Annotated in this window: 19 protein-coding genes and 1 pseudogene; 4 read left to right on the forward strand and 16 right to left on the reverse strand. The window is 71.5% G+C overall.

From position 1 onward, the window contains the following. The first annotated feature begins 52 nt into the window (after positions 1-52). A complete protein-coding gene (locus ACSMXX_RS07415; protein ID WP_473183243.1) occupies positions 53-1,219 on the forward strand; it encodes an alanine racemase in 1,167 nt (388 codons plus the stop codon). Then, the gene (locus ACSMXX_RS07420) at positions 1,216-2,574 is read left to right on the forward strand and encodes a phosphopentomutase (protein WP_473183244.1); all 1,359 of its coding nucleotides are present in this window, start codon (positions 1,216-1,218) and stop codon (positions 2,572-2,574) included. The genes ACSMXX_RS07415 and ACSMXX_RS07420 overlap by 4 nt, the downstream gene beginning before the upstream one ends. A gap of 249 nt (positions 2,575-2,823) precedes the next feature. Here the strand turns inward: ACSMXX_RS07420 and ACSMXX_RS07425 are convergent. The 6 genes and pseudogenes from ACSMXX_RS07425 to ACSMXX_RS07450 form a co-directional block, all read right to left on the reverse strand. Beyond that, a pseudogene (locus ACSMXX_RS07425) lies at positions 2,824-3,342 on the reverse strand (GNAT family N-acetyltransferase); the annotation flags it as partial. Positions 3,343-3,362: 20 nt separating this feature from the next. Then, the gene (gene ffh / locus ACSMXX_RS07430; RefSeq protein ID WP_473183245.1) at positions 3,363-4,919 is read right to left on the reverse strand and encodes a signal recognition particle protein; all 1,557 of its coding nucleotides are present in this window, start codon (positions 4,917-4,919) and stop codon (positions 3,363-3,365) included. A gap of 194 nt (positions 4,920-5,113) precedes the next feature. Next, a complete protein-coding gene (locus ACSMXX_RS07435) occupies positions 5,114-7,897 on the reverse strand; it encodes a [protein-PII] uridylyltransferase (protein WP_473183246.1) in 2,784 nt (927 codons plus the stop codon). A 12-nt stretch (positions 7,898-7,909) separates the two neighbouring features. After that, the gene (locus tag ACSMXX_RS07440) at positions 7,910-8,248 is read right to left on the reverse strand and encodes a P-II family nitrogen regulator (RefSeq protein WP_473183247.1); all 339 of its coding nucleotides are present in this window, start codon (positions 8,246-8,248) and stop codon (positions 7,910-7,912) included. Continuing rightward, entirely contained in the window at positions 8,245-9,579 is a 1,335-nt protein-coding gene (locus ACSMXX_RS07445) for an ammonium transporter (RefSeq protein WP_473183248.1), read from the reverse strand. The genes ACSMXX_RS07440 and ACSMXX_RS07445 overlap by 4 nt, the downstream gene beginning before the upstream one ends. A 373-nt stretch (positions 9,580-9,952) precedes the next feature. Further along, positions 9,953-11,551, reverse strand: coding sequence for a hypothetical protein (locus ACSMXX_RS07450; RefSeq protein WP_473183249.1), 1,599 nt, complete (start codon positions 11,549-11,551; stop codon positions 9,953-9,955). A 282-nt stretch (positions 11,552-11,833) separates the two neighbouring features. On the opposite strand from ACSMXX_RS07450, the gene ACSMXX_RS07455 reads away from it, so the two are divergent. Beyond that, positions 11,834-12,529: a bifunctional DNA primase/polymerase gene (locus tag ACSMXX_RS07455; protein WP_473183250.1), complete on the forward strand. Its 696-nt coding sequence runs from the start codon at positions 11,834-11,836 to the stop codon at positions 12,527-12,529. Between the two features lie 109 nt (positions 12,530-12,638). On the opposite strand, the gene ftsY is transcribed toward ACSMXX_RS07455, so the two are convergent. From ftsY to ACSMXX_RS07480, 5 genes are all read right to left on the reverse strand, one after another. After that, positions 12,639-13,847, reverse strand: a complete 1,209-nt coding sequence (gene ftsY / locus ACSMXX_RS07460) for a signal recognition particle-docking protein FtsY (protein WP_473183251.1) — start codon at positions 13,845-13,847, stop codon at positions 12,639-12,641. 120 nt (positions 13,848-13,967) lie between these two features. Beyond that, positions 13,968-15,392: a sugar porter family MFS transporter gene (locus ACSMXX_RS07465; protein WP_473183252.1), complete on the reverse strand. Its 1,425-nt coding sequence runs from the start codon at positions 15,390-15,392 to the stop codon at positions 13,968-13,970. A 257-nt stretch (positions 15,393-15,649) separates the two neighbouring features. Further along, positions 15,650-19,237, reverse strand: a complete 3,588-nt coding sequence (gene smc / locus ACSMXX_RS07470) for a chromosome segregation protein SMC (protein WP_473183253.1) — start codon at positions 19,235-19,237, stop codon at positions 15,650-15,652. A gap of 269 nt (positions 19,238-19,506) precedes the next feature. Next, positions 19,507-19,719, reverse strand: coding sequence for a hypothetical protein (locus ACSMXX_RS07475; protein WP_028435389.1), 213 nt, complete (start codon positions 19,717-19,719; stop codon positions 19,507-19,509). A 304-nt stretch (positions 19,720-20,023) separates the two neighbouring features. Beyond that, a complete protein-coding gene (locus ACSMXX_RS07480; RefSeq protein ID WP_473183254.1) occupies positions 20,024-20,287 on the reverse strand; it encodes an acylphosphatase in 264 nt (87 codons plus the stop codon). A 344-nt stretch (positions 20,288-20,631) separates the two neighbouring features. Here ACSMXX_RS07480 and ACSMXX_RS07485 point away from each other — a divergent pair, with 344 nt between their 5' ends. Beyond that, positions 20,632-21,426 (forward strand): CAP domain-containing protein, encoded by a 795-nt coding sequence (locus ACSMXX_RS07485; protein WP_473183255.1) that lies wholly within the window; start codon positions 20,632-20,634, stop codon positions 21,424-21,426. Between the two features lie 135 nt (positions 21,427-21,561). Here ACSMXX_RS07485 and mutM read toward each other — a convergent pair whose 3' ends face one another. The 5 genes from mutM to ACSMXX_RS07510 form a co-directional block, all read right to left on the reverse strand. After that, a complete protein-coding gene (mutM, locus tag ACSMXX_RS07490; protein WP_473183256.1) occupies positions 21,562-22,494 on the reverse strand; it encodes a bifunctional DNA-formamidopyrimidine glycosylase/DNA-(apurinic or apyrimidinic site) lyase in 933 nt (310 codons plus the stop codon). A 233-nt stretch (positions 22,495-22,727) separates the two neighbouring features. Continuing rightward, positions 22,728-23,561 (reverse strand): ribonuclease III, encoded by an 834-nt coding sequence (rnc, locus tag ACSMXX_RS07495; protein WP_473183257.1) that lies wholly within the window; start codon positions 23,559-23,561, stop codon positions 22,728-22,730. A gap of 19 nt (positions 23,562-23,580) precedes the next feature. Next, positions 23,581-23,754 carry a 50S ribosomal protein L32 gene (rpmF, locus tag ACSMXX_RS07500; protein WP_028433405.1) on the reverse strand — a complete coding sequence of 58 codons (174 nt, stop codon included), beginning with the start codon at positions 23,752-23,754 and terminating at the stop codon, positions 23,581-23,583. Positions 23,755-23,756: 2 nt separating this feature from the next. Then, positions 23,757-24,311, reverse strand: a complete 555-nt coding sequence (locus ACSMXX_RS07505) for a YceD family protein (protein ID WP_473183258.1) — start codon at positions 24,309-24,311, stop codon at positions 23,757-23,759. Between the two features lie 198 nt (positions 24,312-24,509). Further along, entirely contained in the window at positions 24,510-25,712 is a 1,203-nt protein-coding gene (locus ACSMXX_RS07510; protein WP_473183259.1) for an ATP synthase F0 subunit B, read from the reverse strand. Positions 25,713-25,735 lie beyond the last annotated feature (23 nt).

A 25,735-nucleotide genomic window follows, 5' to 3' on the forward strand; every position in this document is an offset into this window, starting at 1 on the left:
CCCCCATCCCCCAGCCCCGGTTCCAGTCCCAGCCGTCCCCGGAGGACCGACCTTGTTCCTCGACACCGTCCTCGCCCGCAACCCCGCGCTCGCGGACGCGGCTGCCGCGCTGCACCGGGACGGGACGATTCCGCCGGACACCTACGTCGTCGACCGTGACGCCGTCGAGGCCAACGCCGGGCTGCTCGCCGCGAAGGCCCAACTGCTCGGTCTGTCGCTGTGGTTCGTCGTGAAGCAGCTCGGCCGCAACCCGGAACTGATCGCCGCCGTCGCCCGCCGTCTGCCGGTGTCCGCCGCCATCGACGCACCCGAGGCGCGTGCCCTGCACGCAGCCGGCGCCCGTCCCGGCAACATCGGGCACCTCGTGCAGATCCCCCGCCGGGCACTGCCCGAGATGCTGGCCCGCCGCCCGGAAGCGGTCACGGTCTTCGATACGGACAACGCCCGCGCCGTGTCCGACGAAGCGCGCCGGCAGGGCTTCGTACAGGACGTACTGCTGCGCGTCGCGGGCGCGCCCGGTTCGGTGTATCCGGGGCAGGAGGGCGGAGTGCCGCCTGAGGGCGTCGAAGCCTTCGCGGACGAGGCCGAGGGCATGCCCGGCATACGCATCGCGGGAGTGACCGGCTTCCCGTGCCTGCTGTGCGACCCGGCGACCGGCGCACCGCGGCCGACGGAGACGTTCGGGAGGGTGCGCGATGCCCGTGCGCTCCTGGAGGGCCGTGGCCACGGCGGCCTCAAGCTCAGTGCTCCGGGCGCCACTTCGGTCACAGCGCTGCCGCTGCTCGCCCGGCTCGGCGCCACGCACGGCGAACCGGGCCACGCGCTCACCGGTACGACTCCGCTGCACGCGCTCGATCCGCACCAGCCGGAACAGCCGGGCTACGTCTACGTCACCGAGGTCTCCCACACCCTCGCCGACGGGCGGCCCGCCCTGCACGGAGGGGGTTTCTATCCGCGGGCGGGCATCAGGGACGCGCTGCTGCCCCGCACCGGAGTGCGGCTGCCCGTACAGGACATGCCGGCGGAGAACATCGACTACTACCGGCTGCTGGACGCGCCACCCCCGGGCACGCCACCCGTACGGGCGGGCGATACGACGGTCCTCGCCTTCCGCACCCAGATGTTCGTCACACGCAGCAGCGTCGCCGTCGTCTCCGGCCTCTCCTCGGGGGCGCCCGAGCTGACCGGCCTGTACGACTCACACGGGCGGGCGCTGTGACCGGCGGCGCCCCCGGCGGCACGCCCCATGCAGCGCGTGCACCGCGTACGTCCCGTGCGTCCCGTGCGTCCCGTGCGTCCCGTGCGTCCCGTACGGATGCCACCGGACGGACGGTCGTCCTCGTCCTCGACGGGCTCGGCATCGGGGCCATGCCCGACGCGGGCGCGCTGCGCCCCGGCGACCGCGCCGCCGACACACTCGGGCACCTGCTCGACCAGTGCCGTTCCGCCCACGGCAGACATCTGCGGCTCCCCGCCCTCGGCGCCCTCGGCCTCGGCCTGCTCCGTCCCCATCCCGCCCTCGCGTCCCGGACGGTGCTGCCCGTCGCGGTCGCACGGGCCCGCCTCGGTTACGACGGCGCGGACACCTACGCCGGTCACCAGACCATGATGGGCGCCGACTTCAGCCGGGTCGCCGTCGCACGCCTGGGCGAGCACCTCACGGAAGTGACACAGGCACTGGAACAGGCCGGGCACAAGGCCGAACCGCTGGAGGACCGTCCGGTGCTCGTGGTCGACGGGCACGTCCTGGTGCACGACAACCTGGAGGCGGACCCCGGCATCAACTGGAACGCCTCCGCCCGCCTCGCCGACCAGCCCTTCGAGCGGATCCTCGCCGTCGCCCGTACGGTGCGCGAGGTGGCGCCGGTCGCCCGCGTCATCGCGGTGGGCGGTCACTCGGACCGTCCGCTGCCCGCCTTCGTACGGCAGGGAGACGGCGGCACCGTCGGCCTGGACACCCCGGCGACCGGCTTCTACCGCAACGGCGGCCTGCGGGTGCAGCACCTGGGCGCGCCTGTGGACCACGCACGGCAGCTGCCCGAGCTCGCAGCACGCGCCGGGGCCGCGGTCACCCTCGTCGGGAAGGCGGCGGACATCCTCGCCTGCGGGAGCGCGGTGCGCCGCCCTGCCGTACGTACGGACGAGGTGCTGGCGCACACGCTCGCCGCCGTGCGCGCGGCGGCGGAAACCGGAGGCACGCCGGCACTCGTGGTGGCCAATGTGCAGGAGACGGACCTGGCCGGTCATCAGCAGGACGCGGTCCGCTTCGGCGCCGTGCTGGAGGAGGCGGACGCCGGACTGGGCGGGCTGCTCCGGGAGTTGGACCGTCCGGGCGACCGGCTGATCGTCACCGCTGACCACGGCAACGACCCTGCGATCGGCCACGCGTTCCACACGCGTGAGTACGCGCCGGTGCTCATCCACCGTCCCGGCGCCGGCGAGAGCGGCGCCGCCGCGCCCCTGCTCCTCCCTGACGCGGGGTCACTGGCGGACATTGGCGCCACGGCGGCGCGTTTCCTGGGCATCGGCCAGGGAGCGGCGGGCCCGGCCGCGGGTGTGCCGCTCCCCGTCTGACGCCGACGGTCTCCCCTCGGCCCTCGGGTTCAGTCTCGGCCTCAGCCGAAGACGCTGTCGCGCTGATCAGGCACGACTCCGCCGTCGTACCGTCGTACGGCCGAGAGCGCACCGTTCTCCTCGACGCCGTCAGTGCTCGACGCTCAGGTCGACGCCCTGCCCCGGCCGCCCGGTCCGCCCCGTCCGCGATGCGGACCGGCCGCGGTCCTGCCGGCGGTCCCGCCCGCGGTGCCCGGCGGCCCGCGCCTCCGGCCACTCCTCGGCGGTGATCGCGAAGCGCTCGTGGTCCCGCCAGGCGTCGTTCAGGAAGAGCAGCCGTGGCGAGAAGCCCTCGTGCCGGAAGCCGAGACGCTGCGCCATGGCGGTGGAGCGGTGATTCTCGGGCTGGACGTTGATCTCCAGGCGGTGCAGCCCCAGCCCCTGCGGTGCGCTCTCGAAGCACCGGTCGACGATGAGCCGCATCCCCTCGCTCATCCGGCCCGTGCCCGCGTACGGCACGTAACTGTCGTAGCCGAGCGCTCCGTTGCAGAAGCGGGCACGCACGATGTTCGCGACGTTGACGCGGCCGACCAGCCCGTCGTCCTCACTGTCGAAGATCATGAAGCTGCGGAGCGCGGGGCCCTGACGCCGCAGAAGGTCCGGGAGCCCGTCCGGCTCCACCGGGTTCCAGGGGCTGAGATGGTCGGCCGAGCGGAGCACCGCCTCTCGGTAGGCGGTCTCGTCGCCGGGCTGCGGGGGCCGGATGTATACGCGCATGAACGACATCATCCGCCCCCACGCCCGATGGTTCACTTCGGGGGCAGCATGTCCTTGAACTCCTGCGGAAGTTCGAAGTCCTGAGGGGCCTGCCCCTCGCCCGTACCGCCGAAGGCGCTGCCCGCACCCGCGGCCTTGCGCTCGGCAGCGGCCTGCTCCTCCTGCTTGCGCTTCATCGGGTTGCCCGACTGGCGCTTGCCCTTGGCCTTCTTCTGCTGCTTGGCCTTCTTCTTGCCGGCACCGCCGCCCATTCCGGGCATCCCCGGCATGCCAGGCATTCCGCCGCCCTGCGCCATGCGGGACATCATCTTGCGGGCCTCGAAGAACCGCTCCACCAGGTTCTTCACGGCGCTGACCTCCACGCCGGAGCCCCTCGCGATACGAGCCCGGCGCGAGCCGTTGATCAGCGTCGGCTCGGCGCGCTCGCCGGGCGTCATCGACTTGATGATCGCGGCCGTACGGTCGACCTCGCGCTCGTCGAGGTCGTTGATCTGCTCCTTCATCTGGCCCATGCCGGGCATCATCCCGAGCAGCTTGGAGATGGAGCCCATCTTGCGGACCTGCTCCATCTGCGCCAGGAAGTCGTCGAGCGTGAACTCCTTCGGCCCCTTCTGCAGCTTCGCGGCCATCTTCTCGGCCTCTTGCTGGTCGAAGGTCTGCTCGGCCTTCTCGATCAGCGTGAGCATGTCGCCCATGCCGAGGATCCGGGAGGCCATGCGGTCCGGGTGGAACGCGTCGAAGTCGTCCAGCTTCTCGCCGTTGGAGGCGAACATGATCTGCTTGCCGGTGACCTGGGCGACCGAGAGTGCGGCGCCGCCGCGTGCGTCGCCGTCGAGCTTGGAGAGCACCACGCCGTCGAAGCCGACGCCGTCACGGAAGGCCTCGGCCGTGGTGACCGCGTCCTGACCGATCATCGCGTCGACGACGAAGAGGATCTCGTCGGGGCTGACCGCGTCCCGGATGTCGGCGGCCTGCCGCATCAGCTCCTCGTCGATGCCGAGGCGCCCGGCGGTGTCGACGACGATGACGTCATGGTGCTTGTCGCGCGCGTGGACCACCGAGTCCTCGGCGACCTTCACCGGGTCGCCCACGCCGTTGCCCGGCTCCGGCGCGAAGACGGCGACGCCCGCACGCTCGGCCACGACGGAGAGCTGGTTGACGGCGTTGGGGCGCTGCAGGTCACAGGCGACGAGCAGCGGTGCGTGCCCCTGCTGCTTGAGCCAGCGGCCGAGCTTGCCCGCAAGCGTCGTCTTACCGGAACCCTGCAGGCCGGCAAGCATGATGACGGTCGGCGGATTCTTCGCGTACCGCAGGCGGCGCGTCTCGCCACCGAGGATGCCTACGAGCTCCTCGTTGACGATCTTGATGACCTGCTGCGCGGGATTCAGTGCCTGGGAGACCTCGCTCCCCACCGCGCGCTCCTTGACCTGCTTGATGAAGGCGCGCACGACGGGCAGGGCGACATCCGCCTCCAGCAGGGCGATGCGGATCTCGCGCGCCGTGGCGTCGATGTCCGCCTCGGACAAGCGGCCCTTGCCCCGGAGATTCTTGAAGGTCGCTGCGAGGCGATCGGAGAGAGTGTCGAACACGGCGTTCGCGGGTCCTTCGCGTCTGGGTACTGGGTCAGGTCGGCAGTCGGCCTCCCAGGGTATCCGTCCGCGCGGAGTGCGGTCAGGTCCGGGCGGCGACCGGTTGGGCGGCCGCTTTGCGGGCAGCGGGCACGGGCCGCCCGGTTCGGTGCTGTCCCCCGGTTCGCCGCCCCGCGCGGTACTCCGTTACGCCGCTACGCCGCCTCGTCCGGTACGCGTCCCAGCTCATGTTCGAGTTCGCGGGCCAGCCCGGCGGCCTCGGCGGGAGGCAGCGGGCCGCCGTCGGCCCCCGTGAGGTAGAAGGCGTCGACGGCGTTGGCGCCGAGCGTGCTGACGTGCGCGCTGCGGACCAGTACGCCGGCACCCTCCAGCGCACGTCCGATGCGGTACAGCAGGCCGGGGGCGTCCTGTGCCCGTACCTCCAGTACGGTCGCCAGCTCGGAGCCGCCCGGCGCCACCGTGACGCGCGGAGGCGGAGCCTGCCCCGGCCGCCGGCGCCGCGGACCGCGGTAGGCGGCCTCGCGTTCGGCGAGGCGGGCCGCGATGTCGAGGGAGCCTTCGAGGGCGCGCGCCAGGTCCGCGCGGAGCCGCAGCGCCGGGGGCAGCGAGCCGTACTCGGCGGCCACTCGCCACGACAGCAGCAGCACGGCCGCGTCCTCGCCGGCGTCGCCGGGGTCGCCGGGCTCCGCGCTCGTGCCCCCTGTCACGGCCCCGGTCACCGTCCCGGGCAGCCGCAGCACGCGCAGGTCCGCCGCCCGTACGGTCATCCGGTGCAACGCGAGGACGCCGGCGACGGCGGGAAGCGCACCCATCGCGTAGGCCTCCGTACCGCCGGGCGTTCCCGGCGCAGGGGCCGGACAGTCCGGCGCTGGACGTGCCGGGACGGTGACCAGCAGCTCGACGCCGACCTGCCCGCCGTGCGACGCGTCCGCGTCGCCGGCATGGCCCGCGTGATCCCGGCCGGGGCCTCCGTCGCCTGGAGGACCTCCGTCGCCGCGAGAGCCTCCGTCACCGCCAGGGTCGCGTCCGTCCGCGTATCGCCGCTCGTCAGCTCCCGCTGTGCTGAGCGCGAGAGCGGGGCCCTGCGTGCGCCACGACTCGATCGCCAGCCGTTCCGCCTCCGCCGACGGCACGAACGGTTCGGTGTGCTCCTCCACCGCCTCGCCCGCCAGCACCCCCGCGACCCGTTTGACCAGGTCCGCGACGAGAGTGCCCCGCCATGCCGACCACGCCGCCGGGCCCGTGGCCAGCGCGTCGGCCTCGGTCAGCGCGTGCAGCAGTTCCAGCGTGCCCACGCTGCCCACGAGGTCGGCGACCGACCGGACCGTAGCCGGGTCGTCGAGATCCCGCCGGGTCGCGGTGTCCACCAGCAGCAGATGGTGACGTACGAGCCTGGCGAGCACATCCGCGTCCTGTGCGCCGAAGCCCATCCGGCAGGCCATGTCGTACGCGATCGTCTCGCCCACCACGGAGTGGTCCCCCGGCCAGCCCTTGCCGATGTCGTGCAGCAGGGCCGCGGCCAGCAGCAGGTCCGGGCGCTCCACGCGCCGGGTCAGGGCTGACGCACGTACCGCGGTCTCCACCAGATGACGGTCGACGGTGAAGCGGTGCACAGGATTGCGTTGCGGGCGGCACCGCACCCGCTCCCAGTCCGGCAGCAGACGGCCGATCAGGCCCTCGGCGTCGAGCGCCTCCCATACGGGCACCGTCGCCTCGCCCGCGCCGAGCAGGGTGATGAACTCCTCGCGCGCCTCGGCGGGCCAGGGCACCGGCAGACCGGGCGCCGCCGCCATCCTCCGTACGGCGGGCAGCGCCAGCGGAAGCTGTGCCTGCGCGGCGGCCGCGGCGGCACGCAGCGGCAGCACGGGGTCCCGGTCGGGCCTGGCCGTACGGGCGAGCGCCGCCTCGCCCTCGTGCTCGACGACGCCCTCGGCCAGCGGCGTACGTTCCTGCCCGGCGCCCTGCCGCGTACCGCCGCGGCCGGCGCCGGATCCGCCCTTGCCGCCGAGCAGCCCGCGCAGCCGCGAGGCGCGCCCGCCCCGCGACTTCAGCACGCGGCCCACCTCGCGCCATGTCACGTCGGCGGCGTAGGCGACGGTGCGGGCCGCCTCGTATACCTGCCGCAGCAGGGCGTCGGCGTCCGCTAGCCCCAGCGCGGCGGCGACCTGGTCCTGGTCCTGCAGGGCGAGCCGGTCGGTGGCGCGGCCGGTGGAGAGGTGAAGCTCGTCGCGGACGTCAAGCAGCGCCTCGCGTGCCTCCGCCAGTCCCCCGCGCGGCGCGTCCGCCAGCCAGGACGCGGCGACCGCGCGCAGCGCCGTGGCGTCCCGGAGTCCGCCGTGTGCCTCCTTCAGATCGGGCTCCAGCAGAAAGCGCAGCTCCCCCTGGGTACGCGCCCGTTCCCCGGCCATCTCCAGCAGCTCCGGGAGGCGGCCCGGGGCCTGTGCCCGCCACTGTGCGAGCAGCTCTGTGCGCATGCCGGCGGTGAGCCCCTCGTCGCCCGCGACGTGCCGCGCGTCGAGGAGCCCGAGCTGGACCTTCAGGTCGTCCTTCGCCGTGGCACGGGCCTCGGCGGTGGTACGTACGGAGTGGTCCAGGGCGATGCCGAGATCCCAGACCGGATACCAGACACGGTCCGCGACCCGCGCGACGCCGCCGGGCCCAGCGCTGCCGTCGTGGAGCAGCAGCAGATCCAGGTCGCTGCGCGGGGACAGCTCTCCTCGTCCGTAACCGCCGACGGCGACCAGGGCGAATCCCGGACCTGCGTCCCCCAGCAGCCCGGCCAGCCAGCGGTCGGTCAGACGCGCCAGTTCGGCACGGCGGGGCGCCCCCGCCGCCGTACCGTCCTCGCCGCGCAGGAGACGCAGCCGGGCCGCCGCGTAGCCGCCCGCCTCCGCTTCCACTTCGGCTTCCGCCTCCGTCGCCGTCGCCGCTTCCGTCGCCGTCGCCGTGCCGTGCGGCGCTCCCGCGTGTCCGCCCATGTGCACCGTCGCCTAGAGGGCGTCCGGTCCGCGCTCGCCGGTGCGGACCCGTACGGCGGTCTCGACGGGCACCGTCCAGACCTTGCCGTCGCCGATTTTCCCGGTACGGGCGGACTTGACCACGATCTCCAGGAGCTCCTCGGCGTCCTCGTCCTCCGCCAGCACCTCGATCCGTACCTTCGGCACGAGGTCGACGGTGTACTCGGCGCCCCGGTAGACCTCGGTGTGGCCGCGCTGGCGTCCGTATCCGCTGGACTCGGTGACCGTCAGGCCCTGCACGCCGAAGGCGCGCAGCGCCTCCTTCACGTCCTCCAGCTGGTGCGGCTTGATGACCGCCGTGATGAGCTTCATGCGTCAACCTTCTTCCCGGAGAGCCGGCCGTCCGTCGTCGCCTCGTCGTCGTCTGCTCCCGTGCCGGGCACCGCCGCGGCGGGACGTGCCGCGGGCGCACCGGAAGAGGGTGCGGAGGAGGCCGAGGTGGAGCCGCCGACCGCGCTGAAGTCGTACGCGGTCTCTGCGTGGAAGGCGCGGTCGAGGCCGCCGGTCTCCTCGTCATCGCTCGCACGCATACCGATCGTCACGTGGATCAGCTTTGCGATGATCCAGGAGACCACGAACGAGTAGCCCATCACCGAGAAGGCCCCGGTGGCCTGCTTGCCGAACTGCGCCAGGCCGCCTTCGCCCCCGGTGGCCAGGAGCCCGACCATCAGCGTGCCGATGACACCACCGACGAGGTGCACGCCCACGACGTCCAGCGAATCGTCGAAGCCCAGCTTGAACTTGAGGCTGACGGCCCAGGAGCACACGAGCCCGGCGACCAGACCGATGGCCAGCGCGCCCACGGCGTTGACGTGCGCACCGGACGGGGTGATCGCGACGAGCCCCGCGATGGCGCCCGAGGCGGCACCGAGGGTGGTGGAGGCGCCGTGCCGTACGCGCTCGTAGACGAGCCAGCCCAGTACGGCCGCTCCCGTCGCCAGCTGCGTGTTCATGGCCATGAGGGCGGCGGTGCCGTCCGCGGCGAGCGCCGAGCCGGCGTTGAATCCGAACCAGCCGAACCACAGCAGGGCGGCGCCGAGCACCACCAGCGGCAGGCTGTGCGGACGCATCGGGTCCTTCTTGAAGCCGATGCGCTTGCCGACGACCAGCACGGCCGCGAGAGCGCCGACACCGGCGTTGATGTGTACGGCGGTGCCTCCGGCGAAGTCGATCACGCCGAGTTCGAAGAGCCAGCCGCCCTCGGCCCACACCCAGTGCGCGACGGGGAAGTAGACGAGGGTCGCCCACAGCGCGATGAACGCGGCCCAGGCGCCGAACTTGACGCGGTCGGCGAGCGCCCCGCTCATCAGCGCGGGCGTGAGGATCGCGAACATCATCTGGAAGAGCGCGAACGCGAATACCGGAACGCCGCCCTTCTCGGTGAGCGTTCCGTCAGTGATGCCCTTCAGCCCGGCGAAGTCGAAGTTGCCGATGACGCCGCCGGTGTCGGGCCCGAAGGCGAGGGAGTAGCCGTAGAGCACCCAGAGGATGCTCACGATGCCCAGCGACACGAAGGACATCATCAGCATGTTGAGCGCGCTCTTGACGCGGACCATGCCTCCGTAGAAGAAGGCGAGGCCAGGCGTCATCAACATGACCAGAAATGCGCTGATCAGTACGAATGCGGTATCGGCGCCGTTCAATGGACGTCTCCTCAAAGTACCGGCCCGCGCGGGAACGGACGGGGCGGGCGGGAAGGCCGGGGGGTGCCAGCCACAGTCGCCGCGCTGCGTTTCCGTCGATGCCGCGCGTTGTTTCGCCGTGGTGACGATCCGCGCGGTGGTGTTACGTGCCGGTGAACTGCCGGACAGACGGGAGAAGGAGCCGCTCCACGCTCGGGCAAGAGGAACCGGCCGCGACGCGCACCCTGAATGACATGGCATCGGGGGGAGCCTGTCGGGTGTCCGGGGTGCTTGTCGCGGCCGGTTGTCAGGGGTTGGACGGATCAACTCACGTATGGGTTCCATGAGTTCGCCGATCCGTCGTTTTCCGGTCCGGCACCGGAGCGCGGCGGGCTCACCCCGCCACTGCGACCGCCTCGGTGTCGTGCAGCTCCGCCGCCAGCCGCTCACCGAGCCGCACGACCTCCGCCACCTCGCCGAAGTCGCGCGCCGCCCACGCGGCCGTCCTGCGCAGCCGGTTGTTCACGCGCTCTGAGCGGAGTGTCCTGGCGACCTCTATCGCCTCGCCTGCGCGGAAGGCGCAGTCCTCCGGCTCCTTCTGCAGCAGATGCACGCTCGCCATCCCGAGGAGGTTCAGCGCGTACGAACGGCGGTGGCCGCCGCCGTCGGTCTCCTCCGCCTCCCGCCGGAAGAGCTCCACGGCCCGCTCCATGGCCGGACGCGCCATCGACGCGTAGGTCGGACTGCGGCCGGAGGAGTAGGCGAGGTCGCGGTAGGAGTGCGCGGTCTCCGCCTTCAGCTCGGCCTCCGAGAAGAAGCGGATCCAGTCCGGGTCGCCGTCGGCGGGCGCGGCGTCCTCGAAGGTGTCCTCGGCCATGCGCACCGCGCGCCGGCACTTCCCGGGCTGGCCCATGTTCGCGTACGCACGTGCCTCCATCGCGTGCAGCATCGCCTGCGTACGGGCCGTGGCGCCCTCCCGGCTGCCGTACTGCGCGAGATGGATCAGCTCCAACGCGTCGTCCGGGCGGCCCAGATGGATCATCTGCCGGCCCATCTTGCTCAGTACGTACGAACCGAGGGCCCGGTCCCCCGCCTCCTTCGCGGCGTGCAGAGCGAGCACGAAGTACTTCTGCGCGGTGGGCTGCAGGCCGACGTCGTAGCTCATCCAGCCTGCCAGCGCGGCGAGTTCGGCCGTGACTCGGAACAGACGCCGGCCGACCGGCTCGGCGTGCTTCTCCTGCAGCAGGTCCGTCACCTCGTGGAGCTGCCCGACGACCGCCTTGCGGCGGAGCCCGCCGCCACACTGCGCGTCCCACTGCCGGAACATCACGGTGGTGTGCTCCAGCAGTTCGATCTCGGGCATCGACAGCTTCTCCGTGCGCCGCCGCGCTTGGCCCTGGACGGGCAGCGGCACGACCTGCCCGCCGGCCGCGCCGCCGTCGTACGGGGAGGCAGTGGACGCAGGCGAGTCGAGCGGCGCAGAGACGGCACCGGGGACGCCCCCGGCGGCACCCGCATCCGATGCCCCAGGGCTGGGAACGAGCCAGCGCTGCATCGGCTCGATCAGCGCGGGACCGGCGGAGACGGCCAGCGACGTGCCCAGGAAGCCGCGCCGCCCCAGCATGAGGTCGCTGCGCGTGAACTCGTTGATCATCAGGACGGTCTGCGGGCCTGCCCACGGCAGGTCGACCCCGGAGGCGGCGGGCGAGCAGCGGGTGGGCCGCAGCCCGAGGTCCTCGACCGCGACGACGCAGCCGAACCGTTCGGAGAAGAGCTCGGAGAGGATTCGCGGAATCGGCTCGCGCGGCTGCTCCCCGTCCAGCCAGCGGCGTACGCGCGAGGTGTCGGTGCTGATGTGGTGCGCGCCCAACTGCCGGGCACGGCGGTTGACCTGGCGAGCGAGCTCGCCCTTGGACCAGCCGCTGCGCAGGAACCACGAACTCAACTGCTCGTTGGGGAGCTTCTCGCCCTCACCAACCGGTAATGCCCCCATCAGGCCCCTCACCGCCCCCACGACACCATGCCTCCGGCATACCCACGTGGCGAAGCTGCCCGCCATCCGTGTGTACCGAAAGTAACTCTCCGATCACTGCTCAGGCGAGGGCGTTCGCAGAATCGCCACCATTCGCCACCCCTTCGAATGAACCCCCCGGCCGCCGCACACGATTCACTTGACACATGACCCGGCCGGCACGAGCGGCCTCTCACGCATGTGACCCGTCACTGTGCGCAGCGCGCTCGTAACCATCGGCAGGCAGGACCCGTTGGAGGGAGCATGGGCTTCACGATCGGCGCCATCGGCGGTCTGGGCGGCATCCGCGACATCCATCAGCTGCGCCCCGGCGCCCGGCGGCGCCACCGCGCCACCGCCGCCACGGCCGTGGCGGAGTACACCGGGCTGTGGGGGTGGCCGGTGGTCCCGGGCGCCCGCGCCGTGCGTGCTGTCGGCGGACGCACCGAGTGCTCGTGCGGCGCCGCCGTCTGCCCCGCGCCAGGGGCGCATCCCCTCGACGCCTCGCTCGAAGTGCCCGCCGGAGCGACCCTCGACGAAGCGGGCGAGGCATGGGCGCAGTGTCCGGGCGCGGCGCTGCTGCTCCCGGCCGGGCGGCACTTCGACGTGATCGAGGTCGGCGAGGCCGCCGGCCGCCACGCGCTGGTACGGCTCGAACGCATGGGCCTGCCGCTCGGTCCCGTCGCCCTCGCGCCGCACGGGCGCATGTGGTTCCTCGTCGCCCCCGGAGCAGCGGCCGAACTCCCCGAGCTCCTCTACCGCATGGGCTGGGACGACGCCCGGCTGGATCTCCGCGGGCTCGGCGAGGGCGAGCACATCACCGCTCCGCCCTCAGACCTGGGCGGCCTCGGCGCTGTGCGCTGGCTGCGCCCTCCGACGCTGGAGTGCGCGGGCCGTCCGCCGCAGGCCCGGCTGCTGCTGGGCACGCTCGCCTACGTCTGCCACCGGTCGGCCGCCTGACCGTACGCCGCACCGGCAGCGCCCGCGGCCGCCGCAAGCGCGCCCCGTCCCGTCTGCACCGCGGGACGGGGCGCTCCTCCGTGCGGGCCTCCAGGGCGCCGCAGCCGGGTCACTCCCCGCCGATCAGCGCGTCGACGAAGGCCTCGGGCTCGAACGGCGCCAGGTCGTCGGCGCCCTCGCCGAGCCCGATCAGCTTGACGGGCACGCCGAGATCACGCTGGACGGCGACGACGATGCCGCCCTTGGCCGTGCCGTCCAGCTTCGTCAGCACGATGCCGGTGATGTCCACGACCTCGGCGAAGACCCGGGCCTGCACGAGGCCGTTCTGACCGGTGGTGGCGTCGAGCACGAGCAGCACCTCGTCGACCGGGCCCTGCTTCTCGACGACGCGCTTGACCTTGCCGAGCTCGTCCATCAGTCCGGTCTTGGTGTGCAGCCGGCCGGCGGTGTCGATGAGCACCACGTCGGCGCCTTCGTCCGTGCCCTCCTTGACCGCGTCGAAGGCCACGGACGCCGGGTCGCCGCCCTCGGGCCCGCGCACGGTACGGGCGCCGACGCGCTTCCCCCACGTCTGAAGCTGGTCGGCGGCGGCTGCGCGGAAGGTGTCGGCGGCGCCGAGCACCACGGACCGGCCGTCCGCGACGAGTACGCGCCCGAGCTTCCCGGTGGTGGTGGTCTTGCCGGTCCCGTTCACGCCGACGACCAGCACGACACCCGGCCTGTCGACCGCGCCCCGGGTCTCGGTGTGGACGGTGCGGTCCAGTTCGGGACCGACGAGCGTGAGGAGCTCGGCGCGCAGCAGGCCGCGCAGCTCCTCGGGCGTGCGGGTGCCGAGGACGCGTACGCGCTCGCGGAGCCGTTCGACCAGCTCCTGTGTGGGAGCGACGCCGACGTCGGCGGTCAGCAGTGTGTCCTCGATCTCCTCCCAGGTCGCATCGTCGAGATGCTCCCGCGAGAGCAGCGTGAGAAGGCCCTTGCCGAGGGAGTTCTGCGAACGGGACAGCCGGGAGCGCAGCCGTACGAGCCGTCCCGCGCTGGGTTCCGGGGTCTCGATGGCGGGTTCGGCGGGAGCGGGAGCGGCGGGCGCCTCTGCCTCGGTGGCCGGGAGACCGACCTCCTCGATGGTTCTGCGCGGCGCTTCGGCGGTGCCGGCCGCCTCCTCGCCCACGTGTGGTTCGGCGGGTGCGGTGGCCGCGGCGCGGGACTCCGCGGGCTTCTCGGCGGTGGCGGCCTTCTTCTTCCGGCCGCTGACCACGAGCCCGCTGATCGCGCCCAGCACGACCACGGCGATGACTGCAACAAGGATGACGATGTCCATAGGCCGTCCAGTATCCGCCACCGTCAACAGTGCGCGGGCACGCCCCCGCGCACGCCGCCGCCCCGGCCCTTTTCGGGGCCGGGGCGGCGACCGTGCAGAGGAGCGGGCGGCGGGGTTCGGTTAGCCCATCTCCTCCAACGCCTTGCCCTTCGGTTCCGGCACCCACTTGAGCAGGAACGGAATCGAGAGCAGGGCGAAGATCGTGTAGATCACGTACGTGCCGGACAGGTTCCACTCCGACAGGCTCGGGAAGCTGGCGGTGATGACCCAGTTGGCGACCCACTGAGCGGACGCCGCGACGCCGAGACCGGCGGCTCGGAGCCTGTTCGGGAAGATCTCCCCGAGCAGCACCCACACGACGACGCCCCAGGAGAGCGCGAAGAAGAGCGTGAAGGTGTGCGCGCCGACGAGGGCGACCGTGCCCTGGGTGTCCGGCAGCGAGACGTTCTCACCCGATCCCCGTACGGCCGAGAAGGCCCAGGCCACGGCGGCCAGCGAGACGGTCATGCCGACGGATCCGATGAACCCCAGCGGCTTGCGGCCGATCCTGTCGACGAGCGCCATCGCGATGACGGTGCCGATGATGTTCACAATCGAGGTCGTGAAGGAGTAGAAGAACGAGCTCTCGGGGTTGATCCCGACGGACTGCCACAGCGTCGAGGAGTAGTAGAAGACCACGTTGATGCCGACGAGCTGCTGGAAGACCGACAGCCCGATGCCGACCCAGACGATGGGCAGGAATCCGAAGCGGCCGCCCAGCAGGTCCTTGAACGTGGACTTGTGCTCCGTGCGCATCTGCAGCTCGATCTCGTCCACGCGCGAGTCGAGCCTCTCGTGCTCGCCCTCGACACTGCCGAGCACGCTCCGCGCCTTCTCGTGCTGCCCGACGGAGATCAAGTAGCGCGGCGACTCGGGAATCACGAAGGAGAGAAGGAAGTAGGCGACCGACGGGATCACCATGATGCCGAGCATCCACTGCCACGCCTCCAGGCCCGCCAGCTTCCCGCGCTGGTCGCCGTCGGCGAGCGTGAGGATCGCGAAGTTGACCAGCTGCGAGACGGCGATGCCGATCACGATCGCCGCCTGCTGGAACGAGGCGAGACGTCCGCGGTACGCGGGCGGTGAGACCTCCGCGATGTAGGCCGGCCCGATCACGGAGGCCATGCCGATGGCGACGCCGCCGAGCACGCGCCACAGCGCGAGGTCCCAGAGCGCGAAGGGCAGCGCCGAGCCGACGGCGCTCACGGTGAAGATCACGGCGGCGATCTGCATGACCCTGATACGGCCTATTCGGTCCGCGATACGGCCGGCGAGGGCCGCGCCTATCGCACTGCCGATGAGCGCCGCGGCGATGACCTGGGCCAGCATGGCCGAGCCGGCCTCGAACTTGCCGCGTACCGCCTCGACGGCGCCGTTGATCACGGAGCTGTCGTAGCCGAAGAGGAAGCCGCCCATGGCGGCTGCTGCTGCGATGAAGACGACACGTCCGAGCGGCGGGGTCTGACCGCCTGCCACCGGTGGCGCCGTTTCTGAGTTGCTCGTCAAGGTCTCTCCTGCGTGCCCGGCGTGGGGGCCGGGTTCGGGACGGTGTCGCCTCCGAGACGGGCACGCAGACTGCACGCGCCACAGCTTGAAGGTAAAAGTGACGCTGCAGAGACTATGGCTTTAAGTTTCGAAGTCAATAGGTCCGTACTCATTGAATCGACGTAACAGTTCTCACGACGACTCTCACCGGGTCGTTCAAGATGTGAAGAGATAGTGGCCGACGATGCGTTGCGGCAACGGCCGGAGCTGACCAGGGCTCAACTCAGGCGCTGGCTGATGACCTTGGTGACGCCGTCGCCCTGCATCGAAACTCCGTAGAGCGCGTCCGCGACCTCCATCGTGCGCTTCTGGTGCGTGATGACGATCAGCTGGGAGCTGTCCTTGAGCTCCTCGATGAGACCGATCAGCCGCTGGAGGTTGGTGTCGTCCAGCGCCGCCTCCACCTCGTCCATGACGTAGAAGGGGCTGGGGCGCGCCTTGAAGATCGACACCAGGAGCGCCACCGCCGTGAGCGACCGCTCGCCGCCGGAGAGCAGGGAGAGCCGCTTGACCTTCTTGCCCGGCGGCCGCGCCTCGACGTCGACGCCGGTCGTGAGCATGTTGTCCGGGTCGGTCAGCACCAGGCGGCCCTCGCCGCCCGGGAAGAGCCTGGAGAAGACGCCCTCGAACTCCCTCGCGGTGTCGTAGTAGGCCTCGGTGAAGACCTGCTCGACGCGCTCGTCGACCTCCTTCACGACCTGCAGCAGGTCGGCACGGGTCTTCTTGAGGTCCTCCAGCTGCTCGCTGAGGAACTGGTGCCGCTCCTCCAGCGCCGCGTACTCCTCCAGGGCCAGCGGATTGATCTTCCCCAGCTTCTGGTAGGCCCGCTCGGCGGACTTCAGCCGCTTCTCCTGCTCGGCACGTACGAAGGGCACCGGCTTGTTGCGCGGATGTTCCGGGTCCTCGGGCAGCTCCTCACCCTCTGCCGGCGGGGACGGCGGTACGAGCTGGTCGGGGCCGTATTCGCCGACCAGCCCGGCGGGCTCGACGCCCAGCTCCTCCAGCGCCTTCGTCTCCAGCTGCTCCACCCGCATCCGCTTCTCGGCGCCCAGCACCTCACCGCGATGCATCGAGTCGGTCAGCTTGTCCAGCTCGTCCTTGAGCTCACGGCCCTCGTTGCGCTCAGCGGTCAGCGCACGCTCACGCTCGCCCTTCGCCTGCCCGGCCGCCTCGCGCTCCTCCTGCGCCCGGCTCAGCGACGCCTCGACGTGTGCCAGAAGCTGCCGCGCCCCCGAGGCCACCGCACCGGCGACCTCGGCCTCGTGCCGCATCCGTGCGCGGCGCTGTTCGGCGCGTACCCGCGCCTCGCGTTCCGCGCGCGCCGCACGGTCGAGTGAATCCGCCCGCCCCGCAAGCGACTTGACGCGCTCCTCGTGCGTACGCACCTGGAGCCGAGCCTCCATCTCGGTCTGCCGCGCGTTCGCGCCGTCCGCCGAGAGCCGGTCCCGCAGGGAGGTGTCCGGCTCGGTGTCCTCGTCCTGCTGTGCCTCCTCGGCGACGGACAGCCGCTCGGCCAGCTCCTCGGCCTCCTCGTCGGCCCGTGCCAGGGCGGCCTCCGCCTTCGCCACGGCCGCGGCCGTACGCTCGGCCTCGCCGGCCGCGCCCCGCGCCTGCCCGCCGAGGGTTCCCAGCCGCCCGGCGATCTGCGACTTCTCCCTGTCGGCGGCGCTGCGCCGCGTTCCCAGGTCCTCGACCAGCGCCGCGCACTCACGGCGCCGCTCCCTCGCCCGCTCCTGCTGCTCGCTCAGCTCCGTGTGCCGGGCCGCCAGCTCCTCCAGCTCGGCAGCCGCCTCGTCGACCGACGCCTGCGCCTCCAGGAGGCTGGGCGCACCGGCGGAGCCGCCGTGCGCGAAGTGGGCGCCTAGCACGTCTCCTTCGGCCGTCACGGCCACCGTGCCGGGCTGCTCCGCCACGGTCCGCTCGGCGTCCTCCAGCGTCCCGACGACGACCATGTCCCGCAGCAGCCTGTGCACGGCGGGCATCAGCTCGGCGGGAGCCCGTACGAGCTGCGCGGCGGGCGTCGCCCCGCCGTCGTCCTGCGTGACCGGCCCGGGCGCCGGCACCGGCACGTGGTCTCCGCCGGCGGACCCGGAGCCCAGCAGCAGCGCCGCCCGCCCCGCGTCGTGCTTGCGCAGGAGCCGCAGGGCGTCCGCGGCGGTCGAGGTGTCGGCGACCGCGACGGCGTCCGCCGCGGCGCCCAGAGCCGCCGCGACCGGCACCTCGAACCCCGGTGTGACGCTGAGCAGTTCGGCAGCGGGCCCGAGCAGCCCGCTGAGCGCGTCGGTGGCGGAGAGCAGCGCGCCGGTGCCGTCCTTGCGGCGCAGGCCCAGGGCGAGGGCGTCGTGCCGCGCGGACGTGGCCGCACGCTCCCGCTCCACGGTCGTCACCGCCTCACGGGCCGCGGAGAGCGCGGACTCCGCCTCGGCGAGCTCGCGCTTGGCCGCCTCGTGCCGCTCGGCGAGATCGGTGTCGCCCGCGTCCAGCCCGTCGACCTCGGTCTGGAGACTCTCGTACTCCTCCTGCGCCGCGGCCGCGCGCTCCTGCGCCTCGTCCCGCGCCGTCGTCAGCCGGTCGATCTCCGACTGTGCCGAGGCGGCCCTGCTGCGGGCGGCGTTGACCTGGCCGTGCAGCCGGGCGAGGCCCTCGCGGCGGTCGGCGATGGCGCGGGCGGCGTCCTTGAGACGGCGCTCCTCCTCGTGCAGTTGCCGCTCCAGCTCGGCACGGTGCGCGACGGTGTCGTCCAGCGCCCGTTCGGCCGCCTCCAGCGCGGCCTCCAGCTCTGCCTCCTGCTCGCGGACACGGGTGGCCTCCCGCTCCATGTCCTCCGGGTCACGGCCGCGGCGCTCCTCGACGGGTTCGGCCTCGGCGTGCTGGACGCGCTGGTCGGCGAGGCCGATGGTGCCGCGCACCCGCTCGGCGAGCTGCGAGAGCTCGTACCAGGTCTGCTGGGCGCGCTCCAGACGCGGCGTCAGCATCCGCACCTGCTGCTCCAGGTCGGCCTCGCGGCGCAGCGCGTCCTTCAGCCGTGCCTCGACGGCGTCCTTGCGCTCCTTGAGCGCCGCCTCGTCGGCGATCTCCGATCTGAGGGCTTCCTTCAGCGTGACGAGGTCGTCCGCGAGCAATCTCAGCCTGGCGTCCCGCAAATCGGCCTGGATGACCTGTGCCTTGCGCGCCACGGCCGCCTGACGGCCCAGCGGCTTGAGCTGGCGCCGCAGCTCGTCGGTCAGATCCTGTACGCGTGCGAGGTTGGCCTGCATCGCGTCCAGCTTTCGAAGCGCCTTCTCCTTGCGCTTGCGGTGCTTGAGGACTCCCGCTGCCTCTTCGATGAAGGCGCGCCGTCCGTTGGGGTCGGCGTGCAGAACCCCGTCGAGCTGCCCCTGACCGACGATGACGTGCATCTCGCGGCCGATGCCGGAGTCCGACAGCAGTTCCTGAATGTCCAGCAGCCGGCAGGTGTCGCCGTTGATCTGATACTCGCTGCCGCCGTTGCGGAACATGATCCGCGTGATGGTGACTTCGGAGTAGTCGATGGGCAGCGCGCCGTCGGCATTGTTGATGGTGAGGGAGACCTCGGCGCGGCCGAGAGGCGGCCGCCCGGTCGTACCGGCGAAGATGACGTCTTCCATCTTGCCGCCGCGCAGCGACTTGGCGCCCTGCTCCCCCATCACCCACGACAGGGCGTCCACGACATTGGACTTGCCGGAGCCGTTGGGGCCCACGACGCAGGTGATGCCGGGCTCGAAACGCAGCGTCGTGGCGGAGGCGAAGGACTTGAATCCCCGCAGTGTCAGGCTCTTCAGGTGCACGCCGTCGGACTCTAGTCCACTTGCCGCCCGCACCTGTCCGGGACGGGCAGCGAGCGCGGCGAACTCCCGCCGTTCCCCATCGGTTTCACCGGGTGAGGCGGGGGGCACATCAGTCGGTAAGCGCAGCGCCCGAACCTACGACCACCTGCGGCACACGATGTGGTGGAGGAAGAGCCACCCCGGAAACAACGAAGGGACGCCGAAGCGTCCCTCGCGGAATTGATGAGAGCGGCAGGCTGTACGCCAGGCCCGGCCCGGAGCAGGTCGAGTCAGGTCAACGCAGGCTCTGCCTGGTGTACGTCGATGTCGATCCCTTCGAGCATCGAGTCCTGATGCCGAGCGGCAGCCGACAGAGCGTCGTTCTCGGCCTGCATCCGTACGAGTTCGGATTCCAGGTCCTGGACACGCTGCTGCAGCCGTCGCATCTCGGCGAGGACTCGGGGGTCGGATCCGCCGACGTAACCGAGAAGCGCCTTTGCCATGATGGATGGTCCTCCACACTGAGTGACCAACCCGAGTGGTGGTTGGTCGTGAGGGAAAAAATCGCGCCCGCTGTACCACTTCTGAACTTGTTTTTCCGGAGCAATCAGTCCGGTTGCGGGGGACTTCAAGCTTCTCACCAAAAGGTTTGACGGTCAACACGATCACGCCCCGCGGCCCTGGGCGGCCCTGACTCGACGGCGTTCAATCGCCGGAGGCGGCGGCCCGCGGGGGGCGTGAAGATCACTCTCAACCACTCGTTGCGGAAGCCTTGCATGGTCAGCCGCGAATGGCAACCGCTTTGGATCATCGAATGGCGAAGCTGGTGTAGCCTCCACGCGGCTCGTCCCAGATCTCCGTGACGCCTTCGACCTGCCCGGGCGTGTCGCCGGACCGCAGCCATTGGAGCAGTTGTTCGCATTCGGGCCGCCCTCCTTCGGCGACGACCTGGACGCGTCCGTCGCCGAGGTTCACGACGAAGCCCTCGACGCCTCCGATGCGCAGTGCGGCGGCTCGCGTGAACCAGCGGAAGCCGACTCCCTGGACCCGGCCGCGCACCCAAGCCGTCATGCGCACCTTGGTTACTGACGAGTCATTGTCACCCGGCTTCGTATTACCCGAAGTCATGGCCGCACGCTATCCGGACATTTCCTCGGTCGGCACATGCGCCCCGTCTGTCATGCCGTAAAGTCCCGCCCATCAAGCTTCACTCGTTCGGACGAGGCTTAGAAGAGCCTGAGACGTGAGGACTTTCTGAGATGGGCCGTCACAGACGTGTATCCCACGCTCCCGAGCCGGTCGTCACCTATGACTACGGCCCTCGGCAGCGCGGCTCGCACCGCAGGCCGACCCCCCCTACTCCTCAGCGGGGCGGGCTCTCGGCACGGGCGGGACTTCTGGGAGCGTCCGCGGCGATGGCAATGGGTGCGGTGGCCGTCGCTTCCACAGTCCTCCCCCAGACCGGGGGCGCCCCCGGCACGCAGTACAGCGACGTACAGGCCGGCGGTCCTCCCGACCAGTCGTCGAAGCCCAACGTGCCCGCACCCGAAGGGGGTTCGCAGGCCCCCGGTGGTGACGGCGGCGAAGAGGGCGGCAACGTCCCGCCCGACACCTCGCAGCCCGGTGGCGACCAGAACCAGGAACCGCCGTCGCAGCCGTCCGAGCCGGGCGGCGGCAACGACTCGCAGCAGCCCCCGAACCCGGGCGGGAACGGGAACGGTCAGGGGAACGGGCAGGGCAACGGCTCCGGTTCGGGCAACGGCTCCGGATCGGGTGGCTCCGGTTCCGGCGCCGGAGAGTCGGACGGCGGCACGTCCCGCCCGGCGAGCCAGACCACCCGGGACGAGGCCGAGGTGCTGGCGCTGGTCAACGAGGAGCGCGAGGACGAGGGCTGCAAGCCCGTCAAGGCCAGCAAGCAACTCGCCGAGCTGGCCGGGGACTTCAGCCGCGACATGGCCATCGAAGGCTTCTTCAGCCACCTCGGCCCCGACGGTTCCAGCCCCTGGGACCGTGCCGAGGATCTCGGCATCCTCGACCTGGGCGGCGAGAACATCGCCCGCGGCCAGGAGGACCCCGAGTCCGTGGTGGACGACTGGATGCGCAGCCCTTCGCACAGGGCCAACATCCTCAACTGCGAATACCGCACGATGGGCGTCGGCGAGTACATCGACGACGACGGCCCGTGGTGGACGCAGGACTTCGGCTACTGAGGTCTACGCAGGTCAGAGCCCCGATACAGCCCCTGGGCGGTATCGGGGCCGTTTCTTGTCACGTCTGTCACGTCCCGGCTGTCACCTGCCCGCGGCCGGACACTCCGCCCACGGCGGCGAGGCGGCAGAGCCGCATCACTTCTCCGGTCGGCGGGGAGCGTTCCGCGTCACCGCCCGCCCCGGCGCCACGGGCACGGTGCGCCGTGGACGCGGCGGGGGCTGGCATCGGGGGCAGTAGTAGCTGGAGCGGTTCATCCAGGGGCGGCGGCGCATCGGCGTGCCGCAGCGCCGGCAGGGCTCGTCCTCACGCCCGTAGGCGTCGAGTGAGCGCTCGAAGTAGCCGGACTCCCCGTTGACGTTCACGTAGAGGCTGTCGAAACTCGTGCCGCCGACGGCGAGCGCCGCGTTCATCACGTCCCGGATGTGTCCGAGGAGCTCCGTGGTGCGGGGGCGTGTCAGCGACGCCGTCGGCCTCTCGTAGTGGAGCCGGGCCCGCCACAGGGCCTCGTCGGCGTAGATGTTGCCCACGCCGCTGATCAGCGACTGGTCGAGCAGCGCCCGCTTGACGGTCGTACGGCGGCGGCGCAGCGCCGTGTGGAAGGCCTTCTCGTCGAACAGCGGGTCGAGCGGGTCGCGGGCGATGTGCGCGATCACGTCGGGCAGCGCGCCCGAGTCCGGCACGACGAGCTCGGGGTGGAGCGACAGGCCGCCGAAGGTCCGCTGGTCGACGAAGCGCAGCTCGCTCCCCGCGGGGTCCGCGAAGGTGACGCGGATACGCAGATGCTTCTCGTCCGGGGCGCCGGCGGGCTGGATGAGGAGCTGCCCGCTCATGCCGAGGTGGGCGAGCACGCAGACGCCGGGGTCGTCGAGCGGCAGCCACAGATACTTGCCGCGGCGCCGCGCGGGCCCGAAGCGGTGCCCGCGCAACCTTGCCGCGAAGTCCTCCGCGCCGGCGACGTGCCGCCGTACGGCCCGGGGGTGGCGCACCTCGACATCGGTGATCGCACGGCCGCTCGCCCAGCGCTCCAGGCCCCGGCGCACCACTTCCACCTCGGGCAGCTCGGGCACGCTTCTCCTCACATGGGCAGGGGTGTCTGACAAAGAGTGTCGTCCGTCCGCCAGGGCGGGGGTACCACCCGGGCCGCCAGGCCCAGGGGGAGGGCCGCGCCGACGGCCGACAACGCTGGGACCCCCACCCACGAAGTGGGGGAGAGCGTGCGTGCCAGACCCCGCAGCCCAGGCGGGATTGTCAGACACCCCCCAGGGCCGCGCGGGACCCGTGCCGCCCGCAGGCGGGACCGTCAGACCCCCTGCGACGAGGCTCTGGCGCCGGAGGAGGCGTCCGGACCGGACGAGGCCGAGGCGGCGGCGTCTGCCGCCTCACGGATCGCGCGCCAGGCCGTCTCCGCCGCCTGCTGTTCCGCTTCCTTCTTGCTGCGGCCGGTGCCGGTGCCGTACGCGACACCACCGACGCGGGCGGCAGCCGTGAAGATCTTCTCGTGATCCGGGCCGGTCTCGGTGACCAGGTATTCCGGGACGCCCAGGCCCTCGGCGGCGGTGAGCTCCTGCAGGCTGGTCTTCCAGTCCAGGCCCGCGCCGAGGTTCGAGGACTGCTCGATCAGAGGATCGAAGAGCCGGTGGATGAGTTCACCCGCCGCGTCCAGGCCCTTGTCGAGGTAGACCGCGCCGATCACGGCCTCCAGGGTGTCGGCCAGGATCGACGCCTTGTCCCTCCCGCCCGTGCCCTCCTCGCCCCGGCCGAGCCGGATGAACGCCCCCAGGCCCAGGCCCCGCGCCACCTTGGCGAGGGCACGGGAGTTGACCACGGCGGCGCGCAGCTTCGCGAGCTGGCCCTCCGGGAGGTCGGGGTGCAGGCGGTAGAGCGTGTCGGTGACGACCAGGCCGAGGACGGAGTCGCCGAGGAACTCCAGGCGTTCGTTCGTGGGCAGGCCGCCGTTCTCGTACGCGTACGAGCGGTGTGTCAGCGCACGCACCAGAAGGGCGGGCTCGAGTTGGTATCCGAGCCGCCCTTCCAGAATCGCGTGGGACGAGGCCTCATCCACCAGATCCGCCGCTGCCGCCCGGTCGCCTCCGCCACGGTGGCCGGCGCCTCCGGGGATCGGGGTGTCCGACATGGAGCCTGTCACCAGCCGATCAGACCTCGAGGACCTGTCGCTTGTTGTAGGTGCCGCAGTTGGGGCACGCGATGTGCTGCTGCTTGGGCTCCTGGCAGCGTTCGCACTTCACCAGGGTGGGGACCGCAGCCTTCCACTGCGACCGGCGGTGGCGCGTGTTGCTGCGCGACATCTTCCGCTTCGGAACAGCCACGGCTACTTCTCCTGTGAGTCATCCCCGGCTACGCGGGGCGCGTCCTTCTCGCCGTCCTTCATGGTTTCGGCGAGTCCCTGCAATGCCGCCCAACGGATGTCGACGGCGTCATCGTGATCGTGCTCCGGGTCGTCCGCCAGACGTGCACCGCACGTGGCGCACAGCCCGGGGCAGTCTTCCCAGCACACCGGCTGCAGCGGCAGTGACAGCACCACCGCGTCCCGCAGCACGGGTTCGAGGTCGAAATAGTCGCCCTCGATGGAGAAGGTCTCCTCCTCCTCGGCGTCGTCGCCGGCTTCCGCGCTGGGGCGGCTCCGGTCGTCGGCGTCGGGGTAGGAGAACAACTCCTGGAAATCCGCCACGCTTTCCTGCTCAAGCGGCTCCAGACACCTTACGCACTCCCCCTTGAGCGGTGCACGGGCGGTGCCCGTGACGAGCACACCCTCCATGACCGACTCCAGGCGGAGATCGAGCTCGATCTCGGCGCCGTCAGGCACCCCGAGGACCTCGACTCCGAGATCACCGGGAGACTTCACCGTGCGGGACAGCTCCTTCATCGCGCCAGGTCGCCGCCCCAGCTCCCGTGTGTCGAACACGAGGGGGGCTCGGGGGTCGAGGCGGGCGTTCAGGGCTTCCTGCTTTCTACGGTGCGGTGCCGTCCGGCTGTGAGATCCGGACAGCGGTCATCGCCATGTGCGCGTGACCGAAGAGCCAGGATACTGGACCGTTCCGCCGCGGCCCAATCGAGTCCCGGCCTAGCGGCCACCCTGGCCGTAGCCCTGGCCGTAGGGGTCACCGTGGCCCTGCCCGTGACCCTGCTCGTGGTCCTGGCCGTGGCGGGCCTCGTATTCGCGGACCTGGTTCAGGTCGATCATGCTCGTGTCGAAGAAGCTGGTCTCGTCGAGCTGGGACTGCTGCTGCGGCTGCTGCATGTCGGGGTGGGCCTGGGGGTGACCCGCGTAGGGCTGGTTCTGCTGGAGCTGTGCCTGCTGCGCGTAGTACGGGTCGGGCTGCTGCCCGTAGTAGGCGTACTGCTGCTGGTAGGCGTAGGCGTCCTGACCGCCGTAGTACGCCTCCTGCTGGGCATGGGCGGCATACGGGTCGGCGCCGTTCCCCGCCACCGGCTGGTAGCCCGGCTGTACGGGGGTCACCGGGGCGGCGGGGGCGGCCGGGGCCGCGAGCGGGGCGGGGCGCGGCTGAGCCTGGTCCTGGTTCTGGTTCTGGTTCTGGCTCATCGAGGCCAGGTCGGCCATGTAGTCGGCGTCGCTGGTGTGCACGCCCTGCTCGGCCGCGTCCTGGGCCGCCATGTGGGCGCCGAGATCGTCGGACGGGTCGTGTCCCAGCAGTTTGGAGCGTCCCCTGCCGACGGCGTCCAGCGTCTTGGAGAGCACCGCGGAGACCGAACCGAGCCTGGCGTCCACGTAGTTGTCGGCGCGTTCCCTCAACTCCCGCGGGTCGGTGGAACGTTCAGGGGCGTCCTCGGCGTACTCCTCGTTCCACTCCTCCGAACCCGGGCCGCTGCCGAGCAGCTTCTCGCGGCCGCGCTCGACGGAGCCGATGGTCTTGCTGAGCACGACCTCGAAGTTGGCGAGTTTGCTGTCGACGTAGTCGTCGGCCTCGGCGCGGATCTCCGCGGCGTCCTGACGGGCCTGGGCCAGCAATTGCTCGGCCTCGGCCTGCGCCTGGCGGACGACCTCCGTGCCGGAGACCAGCGAGCCGCGCTCCGCGTGCCCGGATTCGATGATCCGCTGGGCCTCGGCCTGCGCCTCGGCGACCATCTGCTCACGGCCGCCGATCAGTTGCTCGGCCTGCGCGAGCGATCCGGGCAGCGCCTGGCGCACTTCTTCGAGCATGGCGAGCAGTTCGGCCCGGTTCACCACGCACGAGGCCGACATGGGCATCGCACGAGCGCTGTCCACGGCCTTCACGATCTCGTCGAGTCTCTCCTGAACGTCCACGGAAGCGACTGTACGGCCAGTGG

Source organism: Streptomyces sp. DSM 116795, from assembly GCF_055792905.1.